Raw genomic sequence first — 19,431 nt, forward strand, 5'->3', positions numbered from 1 at the left:
TCTTGCCACGACGAATCGGTGAAGCAACAAGTAGAGATAAACACCAGGTCTTTGAATTGAATTTGTAAAATGAAGAAGATTCAAGGACCTTGGAAAAATATTTTTAGGAGGCAGTTCATATGGATGCAAGTACAGCATTTGTTTTAGTAGCTATTGCACTCGGGATCATTTTCCTTGGTGTGTTGCTGACATTCGTACCGGTAATGCTCTGGATTTCAGCATTAGCAGCAGGTGTCAGGGTCAGCATTTTCACGCTGATTGGTATGAGATTAAGAAGGGTTATCCCAAGCAGGGTCATCAATCCGATGATCAAGGCGCACAAAGCAGGCCTAAGTGTAACAACGAACCAGCTTGAAAGCCACTATCTTGCCGGCGGTAATGTTGACAGGGTAGTAAATGCCCTGATTGCTGCGCACCGTGCGAATATTGAGCTTTCATTCGAAAGAGCGGCAGCGATTGACCTTGCAGGCCGTGATGTACTGGAAGCGGTACAAATGAGTGTTAATCCGAAGGTAATTGAAACGCCATTCATCGCTGGTGTGGCTATGGATGGTATCGAGGTAAAAGCTAAAGCAAGAATCACAGTAAGAGCGAACATCGACCGACTTGTCGGGGGTGCTGGTGAAGAGACAATCGTTGCCCGTGTTGGTGAGGGGATTGTATCGACAATCGGTTCTTCTGACAACCATAAAAAAGTGCTGGAAAATCCGGATATGATTTCGCAAACAGTCCTTTCAAAAGGTCTGGATGCAGGTACAGCGTTCGAAATCTTATCGATTGATATTGCGGACGTTGATATCGGCAAAAACATCGGTGCCGAGCTCCAGACAGAGCAGGCGGAAGCTGATAAGAAGATTGCCCAGGCGAAGGCTGAAGAGCGCCGCGCTATGGCTGTAGCACAAGAGCAGGAAATGAAGGCCCGAGTCGAGGAAATGAGAGCGAAAGTTGTCGAGGCGGAAGCAACTGTACCGTTGGCAATGGCAGAAGCACTGCGTGAAGGCAACATCGGCGTGATGGATTATATGAATATCCAGAATATCGAGGCAGACACAGATATGAGAGGTTCCATTGGCAAGCTTTCAAACAATAATAAAAAAGATGACAAAAATAATAATTGATGCGAGAACCCGTTAAAAGAAAGGGGGGCTCATCATGGAAATTTTATTTGAATTGTTCAGTAATCCTATAGCCCTGTTTATTCTGATCGGGGTCATCTCCAGTCTTTTCAACAAAAAGAAGTCGGACGGCCAGCCGCCACAGCGCCGTCCGGTCAGGCCGCCCGGTCCGATGCAACAGCCTGGACCAGCAAGGCAGCCTCGTCCTGCCCCTGCCAGGAGACAGCCGGCAGAGGCCAGGGTTGAGTCTCGATCTGAAATTGAAAAGGATAATCGCAGAGAATCAACTAGAAGCAGGGATTCAGAAAAACAGGTCTCTGGTGAAACTGGTGCGGAAATCATTAATGATCTCCAGAAGGTTTATCTGGAAAGAAAGCTTCAGTCTGAGGAGCAGATGAACAAAGAGAGAGCAAGTAAAGGCAGGATGTCTGCTGGTGAATCATCAGGCCGTTTGAAGCAAAAGAGAGAGCAAGAAGAACCTGAAGTTGTCTTCGAGCCAGACAGGGACACTCTGGTAGAAGGAATTATTTGGGCCGAAGTCCTTGGCAAACCAAGGGCGAAAAGGCCATACAACCCTGTCAGGAGAAATTAGGCAAAGAATTTGCCTTCCTGCAATGGTTTTGAAAGAATGCATATCCATAAAGTTAAAAATGGTGCTAGAACCTCCCTTTTTCTCATACATATGAGATGAAAGGGGGTTCTTTTTTTTATGGCAAAAAAATGGGGCCAGTATGTACGCAAATGGATGACACAAAAAATGGATCTTCCTCAAGATGTCATGATGGATCTCCCTAGAATCACGATGATTGGGCATGTCCATATTTATATAGAGAATCACCGGGGTTTGCTGGCATTTTCTGATGGCGAAGTGCGCCTGATGATTAAAGGGGGCCAGCTTCTCGTCAAGGGAAAAGCGTTTGTGATCAAGACAATATTACCTGAGGAAATCTTGCTCGAAGGAAAAATAGATCAGGTTATTTATATAAACGATTGATTGAGGGGGAGCACAATGAAAAACCAATGGATACACACCTTTTCTGGTACAGTAAAAGTAAAGTTGACTGGAAAGGGAATAGAAAGATTTTTAAATCAGCTGACACGTAATGGTGTTTCGATATGGAACGTCAAAAAACATGGATCAGAGGCCGTCACCTTTTATGTCGATCTTAAGGATGTAAAAAAACTAAGGATTCCAGCAAGAGACAGCAACTGTAAAATCAGGTTTTTAGAGAGGGCTGGGGGCCCTTTCTTTTTAAAGAAATTATGGACAAACAGTGGGTTTTTGGCCGGGGCATTCTTATTCTTAGGTTTGATGATGCTTCTTTCGAACATGGTATGGGGTATAGAGATTAAAGGAGCAAGCCCGGCAACTGAACACCAGATTCGCAAGGAATTGGACAGAATGGGGATTGGAATCGGTAAATTGCAGTTATCTATAGATAGTGTGGAAAGTATCCAAAAGGAACTGACAGATAAAGTTGGGGCCCTGACCTGGATTGGTGTGGAGCTAAAAGGGACGACCTATCATTTTCAGGCTGTAGAAAAGAGTGAGCCGGAAAAAGCCGAAGTAATAGGGCCGAGGCACCTTGTAGCTAAAAGAAAGGCTGCCATTGTCAAAATATTTGTGGAAAAAGGCGAACCGGTGGTTGAAGTGAATGACTACGTTATGCCAGGCCAGCTTCTTGTTTCCGGTCTTTATGGCAAGGAAGATGATATGAAAGTTGTGGCAGCCACAGGAGAAATTCTCGGTGAAACTTGGTATTCAACGAAGGTGGAATTACCGTTGAAGAGTACATTTCAGGTTTATAACGGGAATGAAAAAAAGAAATATTCACTAGTAGTCGCCGGCAGGAGTTTGCCTGTATGGGGATTCGGAAAAGCTGACTTCAGTGAATATGAAACCGAAGTGACTGAACAGCCGGTGAGATTCTTCAAGTGGGAACTCCCTTTAAAGGTCGAAAAAAAGACCATTCGGGAGCGGGAACAGGTAACACGTATTTATTCGAGGCAGGAAGCGGTCGAAAGTGCAAAAGATTTGGCGAGAAAGGATATAAAAAACTACCTTCCTGAAAATGCTATCATTAAAGGGGAAAAAATTTTACATCAGTCAATCGAGAATGATAAAGTAAAGCTAACCACACATTTTACGATTATTGAAGATATAGCAGAAGGACAACCAATTATCAAGGAGACTGAGAATGACAGAAGACTTAAAAACGATGGAAATACAACTAGCGAACCCAACTGAAGCAATTTCATTATTCGGCAATGCAGATATGAACCTAAAGCTGATTGAACATGAGCTTGGTGTCTCGATTGTAACCAGGGGAGAGTCAGTAGGAATCTCCGGACCTGAGGACAAGGTGGAGTTGGCCCAGGCTGTTCTGGTGAATCTGCTGGCCGTGATCCGCAAAGGAATCAGCATTAGCCAGAGAGAAGCTGTTTACGCTATACAAATGGCTGAAAAAGGTACCTTGGAATACTTCAAGGATCTATATGATGAAGAAATCAGCAAAAATGTAAAGGGTAAATCGATCAGAGTCAAGACTCTTGGCCAAAGACACTATGTTAATGCCATCAAAAGCCGCGACCTGGTTTTCGGTATTGGACCAGCTGGTACTGGTAAGACGTATCTTGCAGTCGTAATGGCAGTCACGGCACTTAAAAATGGTACTGTGTCAAAAATCATTCTTACAAGACCGGCTGTAGAGGCAGGAGAAAGCCTTGGCTTCCTTCCGGGAGACTTGAAGGAGAAGGTGGATCCTTATCTTCGCCCATTATATGATGCCCTTCACGATATCCTTGGCACGGAACATACTTCGCGTTTGATTGAAAGAGGCACAATTGAAATTGCGCCTCTTGCCTATATGAGAGGAAGAACTCTAGATGATGCATTTGTAATCCTGGACGAGGCGCAGAATACGACTCAAGCCCAGATGAAGATGTTCCTGACTCGATTGGGATTTGGATCTAAAATGATCATAACTGGGGATACTTCACAGATTGATTTGCCAAAAGGTGCTAAATCAGGGTTGGTTGAAGCAGAAAAAGTCCTGAAGGATGTCTCCGGACTATCTTTTGTGCACCTTGAACAGGCCGATGTAGTGCGACATCCACTTGTCGGCCGGATCATCGAGGCCTATGGTAAAACTGAATAACATCTCAGTCCGCTCTTGGTAAAACAAGGGCGGGCTTTTGCCTTTACTGAGGATGAAACTGCTTCAGAACTGATATTGAAAGCAGTAATTTCAAATAGAGGTGAAACTTACGGTGAAAACTGATATGATGGTACATAAAGTTAGTATATTTCCCAGTTATTCTCAAACTGGTTCTTTTTAATAATCAAGTCTATATTTCGGCTTTTAAGAAGTGTCTGGTCAAGGCGCTTACGCTTTTCTAGTAGGAGGGGCTGTATATGGATAAGCTGCAGGTCCAATTAACTGCCATATTGAATTTGTTGAATATAAAGATTTTCCGGGTTTTGTTATTTTTGCTGATAGGTGTTGTGATGTATTCAGCGATGTACAGCAATGTAAAACCTGAAAAGCTTAATTTGGAGTTACACTCTTTGGCGGAGAAAACCATCCGGTCTCCTATTACAATTGAGGATAAAGAGAGCACGGAAGCGAACCGCAGGGAAGCGGTCGAGCGTGTCAACGATGTATACAGGGTCAAAAGGGAATATGCCCAGAACAGGGTTGATTTAGTCACTTCCATTTTCGGTTCGGTTTCAGAAGTCAATGAGGAAGTGCAGGCAGAAATAGACCAGAAGAAAAAAGCAGCTGAAGAGGCAGATGTGGAAGATAAGCCTGTTCCTGAAGGTCCTTCGAAGGAAGAAAAACTGGCCATGTTAAAAACGAAGTTGACCGAGAGTGAAACAAAAAGCTTATCTGATGAAGTATTCATTGCTCTGCTCCAAGCACCGAAGGAAGAGCTGCTGGTTGCCAAGGACCTCACGGTTACGGCTATAAATAATACGATGAAGCACAGTGTCCCCGCGGATGAAGTGGAGAATGCAAAATTAAATGTAGAGGAAGAATTGAAGTATACAAGTTTGAGCAGCGGTTTAAAGAGATCTGCTATCGAACTCGGCCGCTATGCAGTAGTCCAGAATGAGTTCTACGATCCTGAAGCAACTGAGGATCAGCGCCAGCAAGCCATGGACAGTGTTGAACCCGTAAGAATCCTCGAGGGGCAAATTCTTGTGGATGAAGGTCAGCTTATCAGCAGGGATGTCTATAAAAAGCTCCAGCTTGTAGGGCTTTTAGAGAGTGAAAATTCCTATAAGCCTTTTATCGGGCTGGCTATGCTTGTAGCATTGATCCTTTTTTCCTTGTATGTCATCTTCAACGAAATGGAAAACGCCGATAAAAAGCAGAAGAATCTGTTGATTTTCAGCATCATATTCATTACATCTATCTTATTGATGAAGCTGGTCAGTCTGTTCGATGAATTCGAATACTCGGAGATTGGTTACCTTTTCCCGGCGGCAATGGGAGCAATGCTAATCAAGATGCTGATTAATGAAAGACTGGCACTGTTTCAAATGGCTATCCTGGCTGTTACAGGTTCCATCATCTTTAATGAAGGCATTACTGGAACACTGAATGTGACAATCGGGATCTATATTTTAATCAGCGGTCTGGCAGCCATTTTGTTCCTGCAGAAACAGAATCGACGTTCAAAAATCCTCCAGGCGGGGATGTTTGTATCGGTGGTTAACCTGGTTGTGATCCTTTCGATTCTGTTTTTAAGGAACAGCCAATATTCAGGTCTGGAATACGGTTTTTATTTTATTGCTGCATTTGTTTCCGGTATCGTTTCAGCTGTATTGACGATCGGATTATTGCCGTTTTTTGAAGCAGGGTTTGGCATCCTGTCTACATTAAGGCTTATCGAGCTTTCCAATCCAAACCACCCGCTCTTAAGAAAAATTCTCACAGAAGCTCCTGGTACTTACCATCACAGTGTCATGGTGGCCAATTTATCAGAAGCGGCATGTGAAGCGATTGGAGCTAACGGGCTTTTGGCCAGGGTCGGCTGTTATTATCATGACATCGGGAAGACGAAACGGCCTCAATTCTTTATTGAAAATCAGATTAATATGGATAACCCACACGATAAATTGCCGGCGTTGACCAGTAAGAACATTATAATCGCCCATGCTACCGATGGAGCAGAGATGCTCCGTAAGCACAGGATGCCAAAAGAAATCATTGATATCGCAGAACAGCACCATGGTACAACATTATTGAAATTCTTTTATCATAAGGCGATGCAAAGCGGGCATGAGGTTAAAGAAGAGGATTTCCGTTATCCTGGGCCTAAGCCGCAAACAAAAGAGTCTGCTGTCATTGGCATCGCGGATAGTGTGGAAGCCGCTGTGAGATCGATGGCGCACCCTACACATGAACAAATTGAAAATCTGGTACACAATATTATTGGAGACCGGCTGCAGGATGGCCAGCTGGGTGAGTGTGATATCACGTTGAAGGAGCTGGATACCGTCGCTGATACACTTTGTGAAACGCTAAAGGGAATATTCCACTCGAGAATTGAATATCCAGAAATGAATAAGCAGAAGGTGAAGCAGGCATGAGTTTAGAAATTGATTTTTTGGATGAAACAAATGAATTGTCAGAGCATGAAATAAATGAAATTGAAAAATTGCTAAACTATACGGCCGAGAAGGAGAATGTCCAGGAAGGCAGTGAACTTTCCGTTACATTCGTGTCGAATGAAAGAATCCAGGAAATAAACCGAGAATATCGTGACAAGGATCGCCCGACAGATGTCATTTCTTTTGCCCTCGAGGAAATGGGAGAAGGAGAACTGGAGATTGTCGGGGAAGGTATTCCGAGGATCCTTGGTGACATCATCATTTCCATTCCGAAAGCAAGGGAACAGGCAGAAGAATATAACCATTCATTCATGCGGGAACTTGGTTTCCTTGCGGTCCATGGCCTCCTGCATTTATTAGGTTATGACCATATGAATGAGCAGGATGAAAAACAGATGTTTGACAGACAAAAAGAAATCCTTGATGGGTATGGGCTTGGACGCTGATAAACAGAGGAAGCATCCACTTGCTTCCTCCTTCAAATTTGGTTTCGAGGGAATCGCAGCAGCGGCAGCAAAAGAGCGAAATGTCCAAATCCATATAGGGATTTCAATTTTTGTAATTTTAGCTGGGTTTATTTTTTCGATAAGCAAGTACGAATGGATCGCCATCATTTTATCCATAGGCGGGATGATTTCGATGGAACTGATGAATACGGCAATTGAAAGAACAGTTGATTTGTATACGAAAGAATACCACCCGCTTGCCAAACAGGCAAAAGATATCGCGGCCGGTGCTGTCCTGGTTTTTGCGATTGCCAGTGTCATGATCGGATTAATTATTTTTCTGCCAAGATTATTAACATGGTTTAGTTAGTTGTCCGTTCAGGGCAACTTTTTTTTGGCATGATTCTTCTGTGAAAAACAGCATTAGCACGCGCATCACCTCTAAAAAAACCTTGCAGGTCTGACCAATATGTTTGAACCAATTTGAAAACAGGGAAAAACTTAAGTAAAATATCATCACAGTGTAAAAACAGTGCTTGTATGTTTTTAGAAAATTTAAAATTTTATATTTCATTTTTGCTACAAACGATGAAATCACACTGAAAATAAGTTAAAATAAAGTGGAGAAGGGAAATACAGTATGAACTTTAATAATCAAGGCAGTAACAGCAAATCTCACAAATCCGGCTTCATTTCCATCATTGGAAGGCCAAATGTAGGCAAGTCGACCTTTCTTAACAGGGTAATCGGGCAAAAGATTGCGATCATGAGCGATAAACCGCAAACGACCCGGAATAAGGTGCAGGGTGTCCTTACGCTTGAAGATTCACAACTGATATTCATAGACACACCAGGAATCCATAAACCGAAACATCGTCTGGGCGATTTCATGATGAAGGTAGCACAGAATACTCTAAAAGAAGTCGATCTGGTATTGTTTATGGTCAATGCCCAGGAAGGATATGGCCGCGGCGAGGAATTTATCATTGAGAAACTTCAGAATGTAAAAACACCAGTTTTCCTAGTCATCAATAAAATCGACCTAATCCATCCGGATGAGTTGTTCAAACTAATCGAGTCCTACAATGAAAAGTTCAATTTCGCTGAAATTGTCCCGATATCTGCATTAGAAGGCAACAATGTTGAAAAGCTCCTTGAGCAAATCAAGGAGAAAATGCCGGAAGGGCCACAGTTTTATCCTGCAGACCAGGTCACGGACCATCCCGAACGTTTTATTGTTTCCGAACTGATCAGGGAAAAAGCGCTGCATTTGACAAGGGAAGAAATTCCTCATTCACTTGCTGTAGTAATTGAAAAAATGGAACGCCAGCCTGAAAAGGAAATGGTGCATGTCATGGCTACAATCATTGTGGAAAGGGACTCTCAGAAGGGCATCATCATCGGCAAGCAGGGCGGTATGCTGAAGGAAATCGGCAAAAGGGCACGTCTTGATATCGAGAATCTGCTCGGTACTAAAGTGTTTCTGGAATTGTGGGTAAAGGTACAGAAGGATTGGAGAAACAAAGCCACTCAGCTTCGTGATTTTGGGTTCAGGGAAGATGAGTATTAAGCCTGTTTGGCAAATGCTCCCTCATTAACATATTAACGGGAAGCAAATATTATTCATAAATAGGATTTACAATTTTTACGTGACATGAAAATCTGATTGACAGGCTATGATATTCATAAGGATTTGGGATAGATAAAGTTGCTAGTGAAAAAACGAAAGGTGGGGTTTTCGATGTTGGATTTTACCTGGAAGGTGTTTTCTCAGACAGGTAACATTGACACATATCTTCTCTTTAAGGAATTAGAGAAAGACAATCAAGAAATACCCGGTTATCAGGAGGATGAACTAGCAGAAATTGATTTTCCAATCTCATAGGTTTGTCTGTAGTAATGGATGGTGACAACAAATGCTGCAGAAATGTGAAGGCATTGTCATTAGAACGACAAATTATGGCGAGAACAATAAAATAGTTACCCTATATACAAGGGAATTTGGTAAAGTTGGTGTGATGGCAAGAGGTGCTAAAAAGCCTAATAGCAGGCTTGCTGCTGTCACCCAGCTTTTTACTTACGGACAGTTTCTTTTTCAGGCCAGTTCAGGGCTGGGCAGTCTGCAGCAGGGGGAAATGATTTCTTCAATGCGGTCAATCCGGGAGGATATTTTCCTTACTGCGCATGCCAGCTATATTGTTGATTTGACTGATAAAGTGACAGAGGAAAAGAAATCCAATCCTTTTTTGTTTGAATTGCTTCTTCAGTCGCTCAACTATATGAATGAAGGCTACGATATGGAGATTCTGACTTTCATATATGAAATGAAAATGCTGAATGTCCAGGGGCTATATCCGATATTGGACAAGTGTGCAAACTGCGGCAATACAGAGGGGGATTTTCATTTTTCAATCAGGGAAGGCGGTCTGCTTTGCCATCGCTGTTTTGAAATCGATCCATACAGGATCAGAACCTTGCCAGGTACTGTGAGGCTGCTTCGCTTATTCTACTTGTTAGATCTAAGCCGTCTTGGCAATATTTCAGTTAAGCCAGAGACAAAAGCCGAGCTGAAAAAAGTCATTTCCGCTTATTATGATGAATATTCCGGACTTTATTTGAAAACAAGGAAATTCCTCGACCAAATGGATTCATTCAGGGACCAACTATAACTATTGACATTGTTTCTTGATTTCGCTATTATTCAAATCAAAAGCTTTTCCTGTTTTCCGATGGTAAGCGTAATCCATCATCAAGGAGAAGATCTCATGATAATTACATATGTTGCAGTGAAGGAAAAGAGTACTTAAATCCCTCTGTATTAGCGAGTCCGGGTACGGTGTGAGCCGGATTGCAGAAATTAAGGAAGGCGTTCCGGAGCGACATCACTTTTAAAGAGGCTGCTTTTTGCAGCAAATAGGGTGGAACCGCGGGTAAACTCTCGTCCCTATGCATGAATGGATGCATAGGGGGCGAGAGTTTTTTTTATTTCAATTCAGTCTATTATTCGATAATTTTATGCTAAGAAGCCCTTGTGCAGCAAAGCAAGAACTTTTGAAAGGTAAAAAACAAGATTAAAAAAACTCGGAGGTGTAAAGATGAATATCCAGAATATGATTTTAACATTGCAAAAACACTGGTCTGAACAAGGATGCGTCCTTATGCAGGCATATGACACCGAAAAGGGTGCAGGTACGATGAGTCCTTACACGTTTTTAAGGGCAATTGGCCCTGAACCATGGAATGTCGCGTACGTAGAGCCATCCCGACGTCCGGCTGACGGCCGCTACGGAGAAAATCCAAACAGGCTTTATCAGCATCATCAATTCCAGGTAATCATGAAGCCTTCACCGGACAATATTCAGGAACTTTACCTTGATTCGCTAAAAGCATTGGGTATTGATCCTCTTGAACATGATATCCGTTTTGTGGAAGATAACTGGGAAAATCCATCCCTGGGCTGTGCAGGCCTGGGTTGGGAAGTATGGCTTGATGGCATGGAAATCACGCAATTCACTTATTTCCAGCAAGTAGGCGGACTAGACTGCAAACCAGTTTCCGTGGAAATTACATACGGAATCGAACGACTGGCGTCCTATATTCAGGATAAAGAAAATGTCTTTGATCTTGAGTGGACAAACGGTTTTACAGTAAGGGACATATTTGGACAGCCGGAATACGAGCATTCTAAGTATACATTTGAAACATCTGACAAAGACATGCTATTTAACCTTTTCAATATTTATGAAAAAGAAGCAAATCGCCAGATGGATGAAGGCCTTGTCCATCCCGCATATGACTATGTTCTCAAGTGTTCCCATACATTTAATATCCTTGATGCACGCGGAGCGATTTCTGTGACTGAAAGGACCGGCTATATTGCCCGAATTCGAAACCTTGCTAAGAAAGTAGCGAAAACGTTCTATGAAGAAAGAGAAAAGTTGGGCTTCCCAATCATTAAAAGGAAGGAGCAGGTGGAAAATGACTAAACGGAATTTATTGCTTGAAATCGGTTTGGAAGAAATGCCTGCTAGGTTTATTACCGACTCCATTAACCAGCTGGCTTCCAAGGTGGAGAATTGGCTGAACACGAACAATATTGGTTTTGATACAATCAAGCTTTATTCCACTCCGCGCAGGCTAGCGTTACTTGTCCTGAATGTTGATGAGCGTCAGGAAGACAGCGAGGAAGAAGCAAAGGGCCCTGCTAAAAAAATTGCCCTTAATGAGGAGGGTGAGTGGTCCAAAGCAGCGATTGGCTTCACACGCGGCCAGGGGTTAACGGTAGAGGATATATATTTTAAAGAAATCAACGGTGTTGAGTATGCCCATGTTAAAAAATTCATTAAAGGACAGGAAACCTCTGACTTGCTCGTTGAAATGAAAGCGATCATGTCCGGATTGGCTTTCCCGAAAAACATGCGCTGGGCAGACCTTGAGCTTCGTTACGTCCGGCCGATCAAATGGCTTGTTGCGATGTTCGGAAATGAAATCATTCCATTTGATATAGCTGGTGTCCAAACTGGTAACGTAACAAGAGGCCATCGATTCCTTGGTGAAGGTGACATTCAATTATCCGATCCCCAGGAATATGAAGAAGCATTGTTGGGGCAGTACGTTGTTGCTGATGCACAAAAGCGGAAGGATGCTATAACTTCCCAGCTTGAAAAAATTGAGGAAGAGAACGGCTGGCTCGTTCCTGTTGATGAAGGCCTGCTGGAGGAAGTCAATAACCTGGTCGAATATCCAACTGCATTATATGGACGATTTGAGGAGGAGTTCCTGGAAATCCCAGGAGAAGTCCTGATAACTTCGATGAAAGAGCACCAAAGGTATTTTCCTGTGAAATCCAAGAGCGGAGACTTGCTGCCTCATTTCATCACAGTCAGGAACGGTGACCACCTTCATATTGAAAAGGTTGCCCGCGGAAACGAAAAAGTTCTAAGAGCACGATTGGCGGATGCTGCATTTTTCTATAAAGAAGATCAAAGAATGCAGATTGATGCCGCATTGGAAAAGTTAAAAAATGTTGTATACCATGAAGAAATCGGATCAATTGCTGAAAAGTCAGAACGAGTGCGCAAGCTTGTTGGCTTGATTGCTGATAGACTGGAGTTTTCGCCGGATGTCACAAGGTTTGCGGACCGAGCTGCCAAAATCAGCAAATTCGATCTGGTTTCACAAATGGTCTATGAGTTCCCTGAGTTGCAAGGAATAATGGGTGAAAAGTACGCCTTGCAAAAAGGCGAAAGCCCAGAAGTAGCAGCAGCAATCAATGAGCATTATATGCCTCGCAATGCTGATGATTCAGTTCCTGCATCTCCTGCGGGAGCGTTGGTGGCAATAGCGGATAAACTCGATACAATCGTTGCGTTCTTCTCGCTTGGCATCATTCCTAGCGGATCTCAGGATCCCTATGCATTGAGAAGACAGGCGACGGGAATCGTGCAGACCCTGATTGAGAAGAAGTGGAACATTTCACTTGAAAATCTTGTCGGCCTTTCTCTGAATCTCGTTTCGGAAGCAGGAATTACAAAGCGCACTGACGAAGAAGTTTACCATGACCTTATCCAATTCTTTAAATTACGAGTCAAGCATTTGTTACAGGAGCGGGCAATCCGCTACGATTTAATTGATGCCGTACTTGGAGGAGAGATCGGTATTGTATCCGGACTGATCGAAAAGGCAGAAGCACTGCAGGCTGCAAGCAGCAGTGAGGGCTTTAAAGAAAGCATGGAAGCATTGAGCCGGGTTCTTAACATAGCAAGCAAGAAAGAGGTACTTGGTGATATCGATCCGGATCGTTTTGAAAATGAATATGAACAGCGGCTGTATGAAAAGTATCTGGAGCTAGGAAAGAAGGCTGAGGATGGAATGGATGCCGCTTCATATTATCAGCTTTTGGTTAACATTAAACCTGAAATCAATGACTATTTTGAGCATACAATGGTCATGTCTGATAACCAGGATGTCCGCGATAACCGTTTGAATCAAATGGCTGCATTGGCAGTGCTGATCATGAAGCTCGCGAAAGTAAATGATATTGTCGTAAAGTAAAACATTGCATAAATAAACTGATTTTATTGGGTGCCTTCCTGCACAGGAAGGCACTTTAACAAGTACATTGTGCTAGGGGAAGAAAAAATCGTCATGAAATGTTAATTAGTTCAGAATAATTATTCCCTGTTTATTACCTAGTGTAGTATATAATGATTTTATCAGGCTTTTTAGCACTGAGGCACTGTATCGTCTGTCTACTGCTGAGTCCATGGACCAATACAACCTTGCTAAATACATTAATCCAGTAAAAACAGATAGATAGCTTGGTGCTTAATAACGATCGGAAACAGCATTTATTAAAATCTCCCGATGGGTGGTGAGGACAATCGAACTGAATAAACGCCAGGAACAGATTCTGCAAATCGTAAAGGATAACGGACCAATCACTGGAGAGCATATAGCTGAAAAATTAAATCTGACAAGGGCTACCCTCAGGCCAGACCTTGCCATCCTGACGATGTCGGGATATTTGGATGCCAGACCACGTGTAGGTTATTTTTACACAGGCAAATCTGGAAATCAGCTGCTTTCAGAGAACCTGAAAAAAATTCTCGTCAGGGATTATCAGTCCATCCCTGTAGTTGTTCCTGAAAATGTATCTGTATACGATGCGATCGTAACGATGTTCCTTGAAGATGTAGGCACTTTATTTGTTGTCGATAAAGTTTCAAAGCTGGTAGGTGTCCTTTCTCGCAAAGATTTATTAAGAGCAAGCATTGGGAAGCAGGAGCTGACGACATTGCCAGTCAATATCATCATGACAAGAATGCCAAATATAACTGTTTGCCGCCGTGATGACCTGCTTATTGATGCTGCCAAGGAATTAATTGAAAAGCAGATAGATGCACTTCCAATCATCAAAGATACAGATGATGGCTACGAGCTGGTAGGAAGGCTGACCAAGACAAACATTACAAAGGCTTTTGTGGCCTTGGCTGAGGAATAATGAAGCAAATAGAAGGGGTTGATCAAAGATGAGTAAAACACCTATTATTTATGTGGTTTCTGATTCAGTCGGAGAAACAGCAGAGCTCGTTACGAAGGCTGCCATCAGCCAATTCGAACACTTGGATGTTTCACTTAAAAGGTTCCCTTACGTTGAGGATAAGGTACATATTGATGAAGTTATTTCGATGGCGAAGCATGATGGAGGGATGATCGCTTATACACTGGTCAAGCCTGATATCAGCGATTATCTTCAGGAGTCTGCTGCTAGAGAGGGGATATATGCTTGTGACATCATCGGCCCGCTCATGAAGCAAATTCAAACCCTTAGCGGTGAGACCCCGTTATACGAACCTGGTCTTGTCCGGAAACTTGACGAAGATTATTTCAAAAAAGTTGAAGCAATAGAATTTGCAGTAAAATACGATGATGGCCGCGACCCAAGAGGAATACTGAAAGCGGATATTGTTCTCGTGGGAGTCTCGAGAACATCCAAAACCCCACTATCTCAATACCTGGCCCATAAGCGCTACAAAGTCGCGAATGTACCACTGGTCCCGGAAGTCGACCCGCCTGAAGAATTGTTTCTTGTGCCAAAGGAAAAATGTTTCGGCCTTAGGATCACCCCGGATAAGTTGAACCAAATCCGCCGTGAGAGATTAATTTCACTCGGATTGAACGATCAGGCGATTTATGCCAATATCGAAAGAATCAAGGAAGAGATCGAATATTTCGATGGGATTGTCGAAAAGATAGGGTGTCCAGTCATTGATGTAACAAACAAAGCGGTTGAAGAAACGGCAAATGTCATCCTGAATATGGTCCGTAACAAGAAGATGGACGAGTAGCACATATTTTTATGTGCTTTTCTTTTTGACAGTTCTCTTTACCGGATTAATGCATTAACCAAGAAAAAATAATGGAAAAATAGCCTTTCTTATACTATAATAAAAAATTGTGATAAAAATGTATCTGTTTAGGTTTAGACTGGACAGATTACGAATAAACTATTTACTATCAGTTGTCAAGATATTGACCGCGAAAAAATTCGACAAAATTCCCTTGAAAAAATCCATTCCTTTAGAAGGAATATGCGGAGTGATGTAGAATTAATACTAGTAAAATCAACAGTCAGACCCTTTTTGTTGATGCAGACTCTTGCCCGGTCATTAAGGAAATTGTCGAAATCGCTTCGAAGTTTTCCATCGAAGCTGTTTTTGTGGCTTCATATGCCCATATGAAGAATGATCTTCAAGGGCAAAACTGGGTTTTTGTCGATTCTCATAAGGAGGCTGTAGACCTTTATTTAATGAATCACGTAAAAAAAGGTGATTTTGCGGTGACGCAGGACATTGGTCTTGCCTCTACCCTTATTGCGAAAGGGGTTTATGCCATCTCTCCAAGGGGAAATTTATTTGAAGAAAAGGACATTCAGACTGCTCTTGACTTAAGATATCTTTCTGCCAAAGCTAGAAGGCAGGGATCCTACGGAAAAGGGCCAAAACCCTTTACTGAAAAAGACAGGGAAAAGTTTATAAAGGGATTGAACATGCTTTTATTGAATTGTAAGGTATGTTCAACGAATCACAACTAGTTAGAGGTCATGCTTATGGCAGAGAGGATTGCCGAGGAAAAAGTAAATGAAATCCGGCAAGCGGTTGAAATAGTCGATGTCATTGGTGATTATGTCCAATTGAAAAAACAAGGCCGGAACTACTTTGGGCTTTGTCCATTTCATGGGGAAAACTCTCCGTCATTTTCCGTTTCACCTGATAAGCAGATTTATCACTGCTTTGGTTGTGGAGCCGGCGGGAATGTATTTTCATTCCTGATGGATATTGACGGACTGTCTTTTCAAGAAGCTGCAGTGAAGCTAGCTGATCGGGCTAACATTGAACTGAAGCTTGAAGGGCAGGCTGCAGGCAGAAATACACAGCTACCTGAAGGATCAAAGCAAATGATTGAAGCGCATGAACTATTGCGTAAATTCTACCATCATTTGCTTGTAAACACAAAAGAGGGTCAGGATGCCCTGGAATACCTTCTTAACAGAGGGTTCACCCAGGAGTCAATTGACCGCTTCCAAATAGGCTATGCACTGCCTTCATGGGATTTTGCGGTTAAGCTGCTCGAAAAACGGGGGTTTTCGCTGGAACTGATTGTGAAAGCAGGATTGGTCATTCAGCGGGAAAACGATGGTACCTACTTTGACAGGTTCCGGAACAGGATCATGTTTCCGATCCTGGATCATCAGGGTAATACGATTGCGTTTTCAGGGAGAGCAATGGGGGACGAAGAGCCCAAATATCTGAACAGTCCCGAAACGCAAATCTTCAATAAAAGTAAAACTTTATATAATTTTCATCTCGCCCGCGGCTCGATTCGGAAACAGCAGCAGGCTGTACTTTTTGAAGGCTTTGCGGATGTTATTTCCGCTAATCGTGCAGGCGTTGAAAATGGTGTCGCCACGATGGGAACATCCTTGACAGAGGAACATATCTCCTTGCTGAAAAGAAATGTTCAAGCTGTAACGGTTTGTTACGACTCGGATAAAGCCGGCATTGAAGCAGCCTTTAGGGCATCAAGCATGCTTTCCAAAGCAGGGGTGAATGTCAGGGTTGCAACGATGCCTGATGGAATGGATCCAGACGATTTCATAAAGATACATGGCGAGGGAAAATTCCGGAACGATATAATTGGTTCCAGTGCCACTTTGATGGCATTTAAATTAATATATTATCGCCGTGGGAAAAACCTTCAGAATGAAGGAGATCGCCTGCAATATATCGAAGAAGTACTTAAAGAAATCAGCACTCTCGAGAAAGCAGTAGAAAAGGATCTGTACTTGAGACAGCTTGCGAATGAGTTTTCGCTTTCGCTTGATGCACTGGTCCAACAGCTCAATCAGCTGATTCAGGTATCCGCGCCAAAAAGGCAAAATCAACCGCGGCCAGAATCAAGACCTGTGAGCTATACAAGGAAGTCAGACTTAAAGCCTGCCTACCATACGGCCGAAAGGCGAATGATCTATCATATGATGAGAGATGCCGATATCGCCTATAAGGTACAGGAAATGCTTGCAGGAAGTTCATTAAACATTGACGAACACCAGGCTATTATTACTTATTTATTTGCATACTATGAAAAAGGACATGATCCTGACCCGGGAGCGTTCTTAAATTATCTCCAGGATAATAAGCTAAAAAGGGTCGTTGCTGATATAGAAATGATGCCTCTTAACGAGGAGATCAGTGACCAGGAATTATCTGATTATATCAAGCAGGTCTTGAATTATCAAAAAATGTTAAAAATAAAGGAAAAAATGGCAGAACAAAAACAGGCAGAACGACAAAACGATTTCTTGCGCGCTGCGGCAATCGCCACGGAAATAATACACTTGCGCAAGACCTTATAGAGCTTATGCTGATTGTTTTTGATTTTTGGAAGGAGGGGGACATATGGCTGAAAAGTCAGCCCGTTCTAAAGAAGTCACCGAAAATGAAGTGACAGTTGAACAAGTAAAAGACCAGTTAACGGCAATTGGCAAGAAAACAGGTGTCCTTGCTTATGATGATATCGCAGAAAGGCTATCAAGCTTCGACCTTGATTCCGATCAGATGGATGAATACTATGAGTTCCTTGGTGAACAAGGGATTGAACTCGTAGGCGAAAGCGATGAAGCAGAAGACCCTGATATCAAACAGCTTGCCAAAGACGATGAAGAATTCGACTTGAATGACTTAAGTGTCCCGCCGGGAGTAAAGATTAATGACCCGGTAAGGATGTACCTAAAAGAGATTGGCCGAGTTGACCTGCTTTCTGCAGAAGAAGAGATCAATCTGGCAGAACGAATTGAACAAGGCGATGAGGAAGCCAAAAGACGACTCGCCGAAGCCAACCTTCGACTTGTAGTAAGTATCGCGAAACGTTATGTTGGCCGTGGCATGTTATTCCTTGACCTGATTCAGGAAGGAAACATGGGCTTGATCAAGGCTGTCGAAAAGTTCGATTACCGCAAAGGATTTAAATTCAGTACCTATGCTACCTGGTGGATTCGTCAGGCCATCACTCGTGCCATCGCTGACCAGGCAAGGACAATCAGGATTCCTGTCCATATGGTGGAAACAATCAATAAATTGATTCGTGTTCAAAGGCAGCTCCTTCAAGACTTAGGACGCGAACCGACACCTGAAGAGATCGGTGAAGACATGGACCTGTCCCCTGAAAAAGTACGTGAAATCCTGAAGATTGCCCAGGAGCCGGTATCCCTCGAAACGCCAATTGGGGAAGAAGATGATTCTCACCTTGGGGATTTCATCGAGGACCAGGATGCTACATCTCCTTCAGAACATGCTGCTTATGAGCTTTTGAAGGAACAGCTGGAGGATGTCCTTGATACTCTTACTGACCGTGAAGAGAATGTCCTTAGACTCCGTTTCGGTCTTGATGATGGACGTACACGCACTCTGGAAGAAGTGGGCAAGGTATTTGGCGTTACACGCGAGCGTATTCGTCAAATCGAAGCTAAAGCACTTCGCAAGCTAAGGCACCCAAGCCGCAGCAAACGTTTGAAAGACTTTTTAGAATAGGATTGCCAAGGAATAATTTACTTTTTAAAATAAAAGTAAATTATTCCTTTTTTTATGAACTTTTATCAAGGAAACCAATCAGACAGGATGTGCCCAACTATGGATGATCATCGCAGGAAAATTATCACCAATGAGATTAAGTACTGGAAACAAAACAGGATGCTGCCGGAGCACTACTGTGACTTTCTATTGAACTTATATACAGAAGGAGGCACTGAAGTCGAATTGCCTCAAGGAAAAGGACCGAAAGGCATGACAGGATTGATTAGTTTTATTTTGGCTGGCTTGTTATCGCTTTCAGTTTTTTTATTTTATTTTACTGAATTGTCGCTCTTTTTGCAAACTGCCTTCATTATTTTTTTTGGTATTAGTACCCTTTCAGCAGCCATTTACATGGTGAAAAAATCTTTTTTTGATTTGATCCCATTACTCGCTTCTGCACTTCTTTTATTAATCACATCTGTTCAGGCAGCTGAAATAATATTTCCAGACCATTCCGTCATGCTTTACATCATAGCTGGTCTTAACTGCTTATTGTGGATTACAGCAGGGACGAGGTGGAAGATGGTAAGCTTCAAATTATCAGGAATCATCGGGTTAATTGTCCTGCTAATTACTATATTTATATAATTTTTAATAATTTAAAAGTTTTTAAATGT

The 19,431-nt window shown here is 42.7% G+C and carries 19 protein-coding genes and 1 other annotated feature; all 19 genes read left to right on the forward strand.

Features of this window, described 5'->3' with window-relative positions:
* Positions 1 to 119: 119 nt before the first annotated feature.
* The 19 genes from floA (at position 120) to J7I80_RS16055 (ending at position 19,402) form a co-directional block, all read left to right on the forward strand.
* The gene (gene floA, locus J7I80_RS15965) at positions 120 to 1,118 is read left to right on the forward strand and encodes a flotillin-like protein FloA (RefSeq protein WP_214739364.1); all 999 of its coding nucleotides are present in this window, start codon (positions 120 to 122) and stop codon (positions 1,116 to 1,118) included.
* Between the two features lie 34 nt (positions 1,119 to 1,152).
* Positions 1,153 to 1,707, forward strand: a complete 555-nt coding sequence (locus J7I80_RS15970) for a hypothetical protein (protein WP_214739366.1) — start codon at positions 1,153 to 1,155, stop codon at positions 1,705 to 1,707.
* Positions 1,708 to 1,824: 117 nt separating this feature from the next.
* Positions 1,825 to 2,109 carry a sporulation protein YqfC gene (gene yqfC / locus J7I80_RS15975; RefSeq protein ID WP_214739368.1) on the forward strand — a complete coding sequence of 95 codons (285 nt, stop codon included), beginning with the start codon at positions 1,825 to 1,827 and terminating at the stop codon, positions 2,107 to 2,109.
* 15 nt (positions 2,110 to 2,124) lie between these two features.
* Positions 2,125 to 3,363 carry a sporulation protein YqfD gene (gene yqfD, locus J7I80_RS15980; RefSeq protein ID WP_214739370.1) on the forward strand — a complete coding sequence of 413 codons (1,239 nt, stop codon included), beginning with the start codon at positions 2,125 to 2,127 and terminating at the stop codon, positions 3,361 to 3,363.
* The gene (locus tag J7I80_RS15985; protein ID WP_214739372.1) at positions 3,314 to 4,273 is read left to right on the forward strand and encodes a PhoH family protein; all 960 of its coding nucleotides are present in this window, start codon (positions 3,314 to 3,316) and stop codon (positions 4,271 to 4,273) included. The genes yqfD and J7I80_RS15985 overlap by 50 nt, the downstream gene beginning before the upstream one ends.
* A 257-nt stretch (positions 4,274 to 4,530) precedes the next feature.
* Positions 4,531 to 6,714 (forward strand): HD family phosphohydrolase, encoded by a 2,184-nt coding sequence (locus J7I80_RS15990; protein WP_214739374.1) that lies wholly within the window; start codon positions 4,531 to 4,533, stop codon positions 6,712 to 6,714.
* Complete coding sequence (ybeY, locus tag J7I80_RS15995; RefSeq protein WP_214739376.1) at positions 6,711 to 7,181, forward strand: rRNA maturation RNase YbeY; 471 nt, start codon at positions 6,711 to 6,713, stop codon at positions 7,179 to 7,181. Before J7I80_RS15990 ends, ybeY begins: the two co-directional genes overlap by 4 nt.
* Entirely contained in the window at positions 7,165 to 7,551 is a 387-nt protein-coding gene (locus J7I80_RS16000) for a diacylglycerol kinase family protein (protein ID WP_225649970.1), read from the forward strand. Before ybeY ends, J7I80_RS16000 begins: the two co-directional genes overlap by 17 nt.
* Before the next feature lie 270 nt (positions 7,552 to 7,821).
* On the forward strand, positions 7,822 to 8,751 hold the full coding sequence (gene era, locus J7I80_RS16005; RefSeq protein WP_192470849.1) for a GTPase Era: 930 nt from the start codon (positions 7,822 to 7,824) through the stop codon (positions 8,749 to 8,751).
* Between the two features lie 171 nt (positions 8,752 to 8,922).
* Positions 8,923 to 9,066: a YqzL family protein gene (locus tag J7I80_RS16010; RefSeq protein ID WP_084221752.1), complete on the forward strand. Its 144-nt coding sequence runs from the start codon at positions 8,923 to 8,925 to the stop codon at positions 9,064 to 9,066.
* 31 nt (positions 9,067 to 9,097) lie between these two features.
* Complete coding sequence (gene recO, locus J7I80_RS16015) at positions 9,098 to 9,850, forward strand: DNA repair protein RecO (protein WP_214739378.1); 753 nt, start codon at positions 9,098 to 9,100, stop codon at positions 9,848 to 9,850.
* A gap of 108 nt (positions 9,851 to 9,958) precedes the next feature.
* Positions 9,959 to 10,130: a binding site (T-box leader), on the forward strand.
* Between the two features lie 146 nt (positions 10,131 to 10,276).
* Positions 10,277 to 11,167, forward strand: a complete 891-nt coding sequence (gene glyQ, locus J7I80_RS16020; protein ID WP_214704565.1) for a glycine--tRNA ligase subunit alpha — start codon at positions 10,277 to 10,279, stop codon at positions 11,165 to 11,167.
* On the forward strand, positions 11,160 to 13,235 hold the full coding sequence (gene glyS / locus J7I80_RS16025; RefSeq protein ID WP_214739379.1) for a glycine--tRNA ligase subunit beta: 2,076 nt from the start codon (positions 11,160 to 11,162) through the stop codon (positions 13,233 to 13,235). The genes glyQ and glyS overlap by 8 nt, the downstream gene beginning before the upstream one ends.
* 319 nt (positions 13,236 to 13,554) lie before the next feature.
* Positions 13,555 to 14,184, forward strand: a complete 630-nt coding sequence (gene ccpN / locus J7I80_RS16030; protein ID WP_192470921.1) for a transcriptional regulator CcpN — start codon at positions 13,555 to 13,557, stop codon at positions 14,182 to 14,184.
* Between the two features lie 28 nt (positions 14,185 to 14,212).
* On the forward strand, positions 14,213 to 15,031 hold the full coding sequence (locus tag J7I80_RS16035; RefSeq protein WP_214739380.1) for a pyruvate, water dikinase regulatory protein: 819 nt from the start codon (positions 14,213 to 14,215) through the stop codon (positions 15,029 to 15,031).
* A gap of 338 nt (positions 15,032 to 15,369) precedes the next feature.
* Complete coding sequence (locus J7I80_RS16040) at positions 15,370 to 15,777, forward strand: DUF188 domain-containing protein (RefSeq protein WP_483297712.1); 408 nt, start codon at positions 15,370 to 15,372, stop codon at positions 15,775 to 15,777.
* A 15-nt stretch (positions 15,778 to 15,792) separates the two neighbouring features.
* Positions 15,793 to 17,598 carry a DNA primase gene (gene dnaG / locus J7I80_RS16045; RefSeq protein ID WP_214739381.1) on the forward strand — a complete coding sequence of 602 codons (1,806 nt, stop codon included), beginning with the start codon at positions 15,793 to 15,795 and terminating at the stop codon, positions 17,596 to 17,598.
* Positions 17,599 to 17,641: 43 nt separating this feature from the next.
* Complete coding sequence (gene rpoD / locus J7I80_RS16050) at positions 17,642 to 18,772, forward strand: RNA polymerase sigma factor RpoD (RefSeq protein ID WP_192470854.1); 1,131 nt, start codon at positions 17,642 to 17,644, stop codon at positions 18,770 to 18,772.
* 99 nt (positions 18,773 to 18,871) lie between these two features.
* Positions 18,872 to 19,402, forward strand: coding sequence for a hypothetical protein (locus tag J7I80_RS16055; RefSeq protein WP_214739382.1), 531 nt, complete (start codon positions 18,872 to 18,874; stop codon positions 19,400 to 19,402).
* The last annotated feature ends 29 nt before the right edge of the window (positions 19,403 to 19,431 follow it).

The sequence above is a fragment of the Bacillus sp. ISL-41 genome (assembly GCF_018613235.1).
Lineage (GTDB): Bacteria > Bacillota > Bacilli > Bacillales > Cytobacillaceae > Mesobacillus.

Excerpts from the sequence above, each read along its gene's own strand:
- J7I80_RS16035 (WP_214739380.1), top strand. The coding sequence starts at position 14,213 with ATGAGTAAAACACCTATTATTTATGTGGTTTCTGATTCAGTCGGAGAA.
- dnaG (WP_214739381.1), top strand. The coding sequence starts at position 15,793 with ATGGCAGAGAGGATTGCCGAGGAAAAAGTAAATGAAATCCGGCAAGCG.
- J7I80_RS16010 (WP_084221752.1), top strand. The coding sequence starts at position 8,923 with ATGTTGGATTTTACCTGGAAGGTGTTTTCTCAGACAGGTAACATTGAC.
- J7I80_RS16055 (WP_214739382.1), top strand. The coding sequence starts at position 18,872 with ATGGATGATCATCGCAGGAAAATTATCACCAATGAGATTAAGTACTGG.
- glyS (WP_214739379.1), top strand. The coding sequence starts at position 11,160 with ATGACTAAACGGAATTTATTGCTTGAAATCGGTTTGGAAGAAATGCCT.
- J7I80_RS15985 (WP_214739372.1), top strand. The coding sequence starts at position 3,314 with ATGACAGAAGACTTAAAAACGATGGAAATACAACTAGCGAACCCAACT.
- rpoD (WP_192470854.1), top strand. The coding sequence starts at position 17,642 with ATGGCTGAAAAGTCAGCCCGTTCTAAAGAAGTCACCGAAAATGAAGTG.
- J7I80_RS15990 (WP_214739374.1), top strand. The coding sequence starts at position 4,531 with ATGGATAAGCTGCAGGTCCAATTAACTGCCATATTGAATTTGTTGAAT.
- yqfD (WP_214739370.1), top strand. The coding sequence starts at position 2,125 with ATGAAAAACCAATGGATACACACCTTTTCTGGTACAGTAAAAGTAAAG.
- yqfC (WP_214739368.1), top strand. The coding sequence starts at position 1,825 with ATGGCAAAAAAATGGGGCCAGTATGTACGCAAATGGATGACACAAAAA.
- floA (WP_214739364.1), top strand. The coding sequence starts at position 120 with ATGGATGCAAGTACAGCATTTGTTTTAGTAGCTATTGCACTCGGGATC.
- ybeY (WP_214739376.1), top strand. The coding sequence starts at position 6,711 with ATGAGTTTAGAAATTGATTTTTTGGATGAAACAAATGAATTGTCAGAG.
- recO (WP_214739378.1), top strand. The coding sequence starts at position 9,098 with ATGCTGCAGAAATGTGAAGGCATTGTCATTAGAACGACAAATTATGGC.
- era (WP_192470849.1), top strand. The coding sequence starts at position 7,822 with ATGAACTTTAATAATCAAGGCAGTAACAGCAAATCTCACAAATCCGGC.
- glyQ (WP_214704565.1), top strand. The coding sequence starts at position 10,277 with ATGAATATCCAGAATATGATTTTAACATTGCAAAAACACTGGTCTGAA.
- J7I80_RS15970 (WP_214739366.1), top strand. The coding sequence starts at position 1,153 with ATGGAAATTTTATTTGAATTGTTCAGTAATCCTATAGCCCTGTTTATT.
- J7I80_RS16000 (WP_225649970.1), top strand. The coding sequence starts at position 7,165 with ATGGGCTTGGACGCTGATAAACAGAGGAAGCATCCACTTGCTTCCTCC.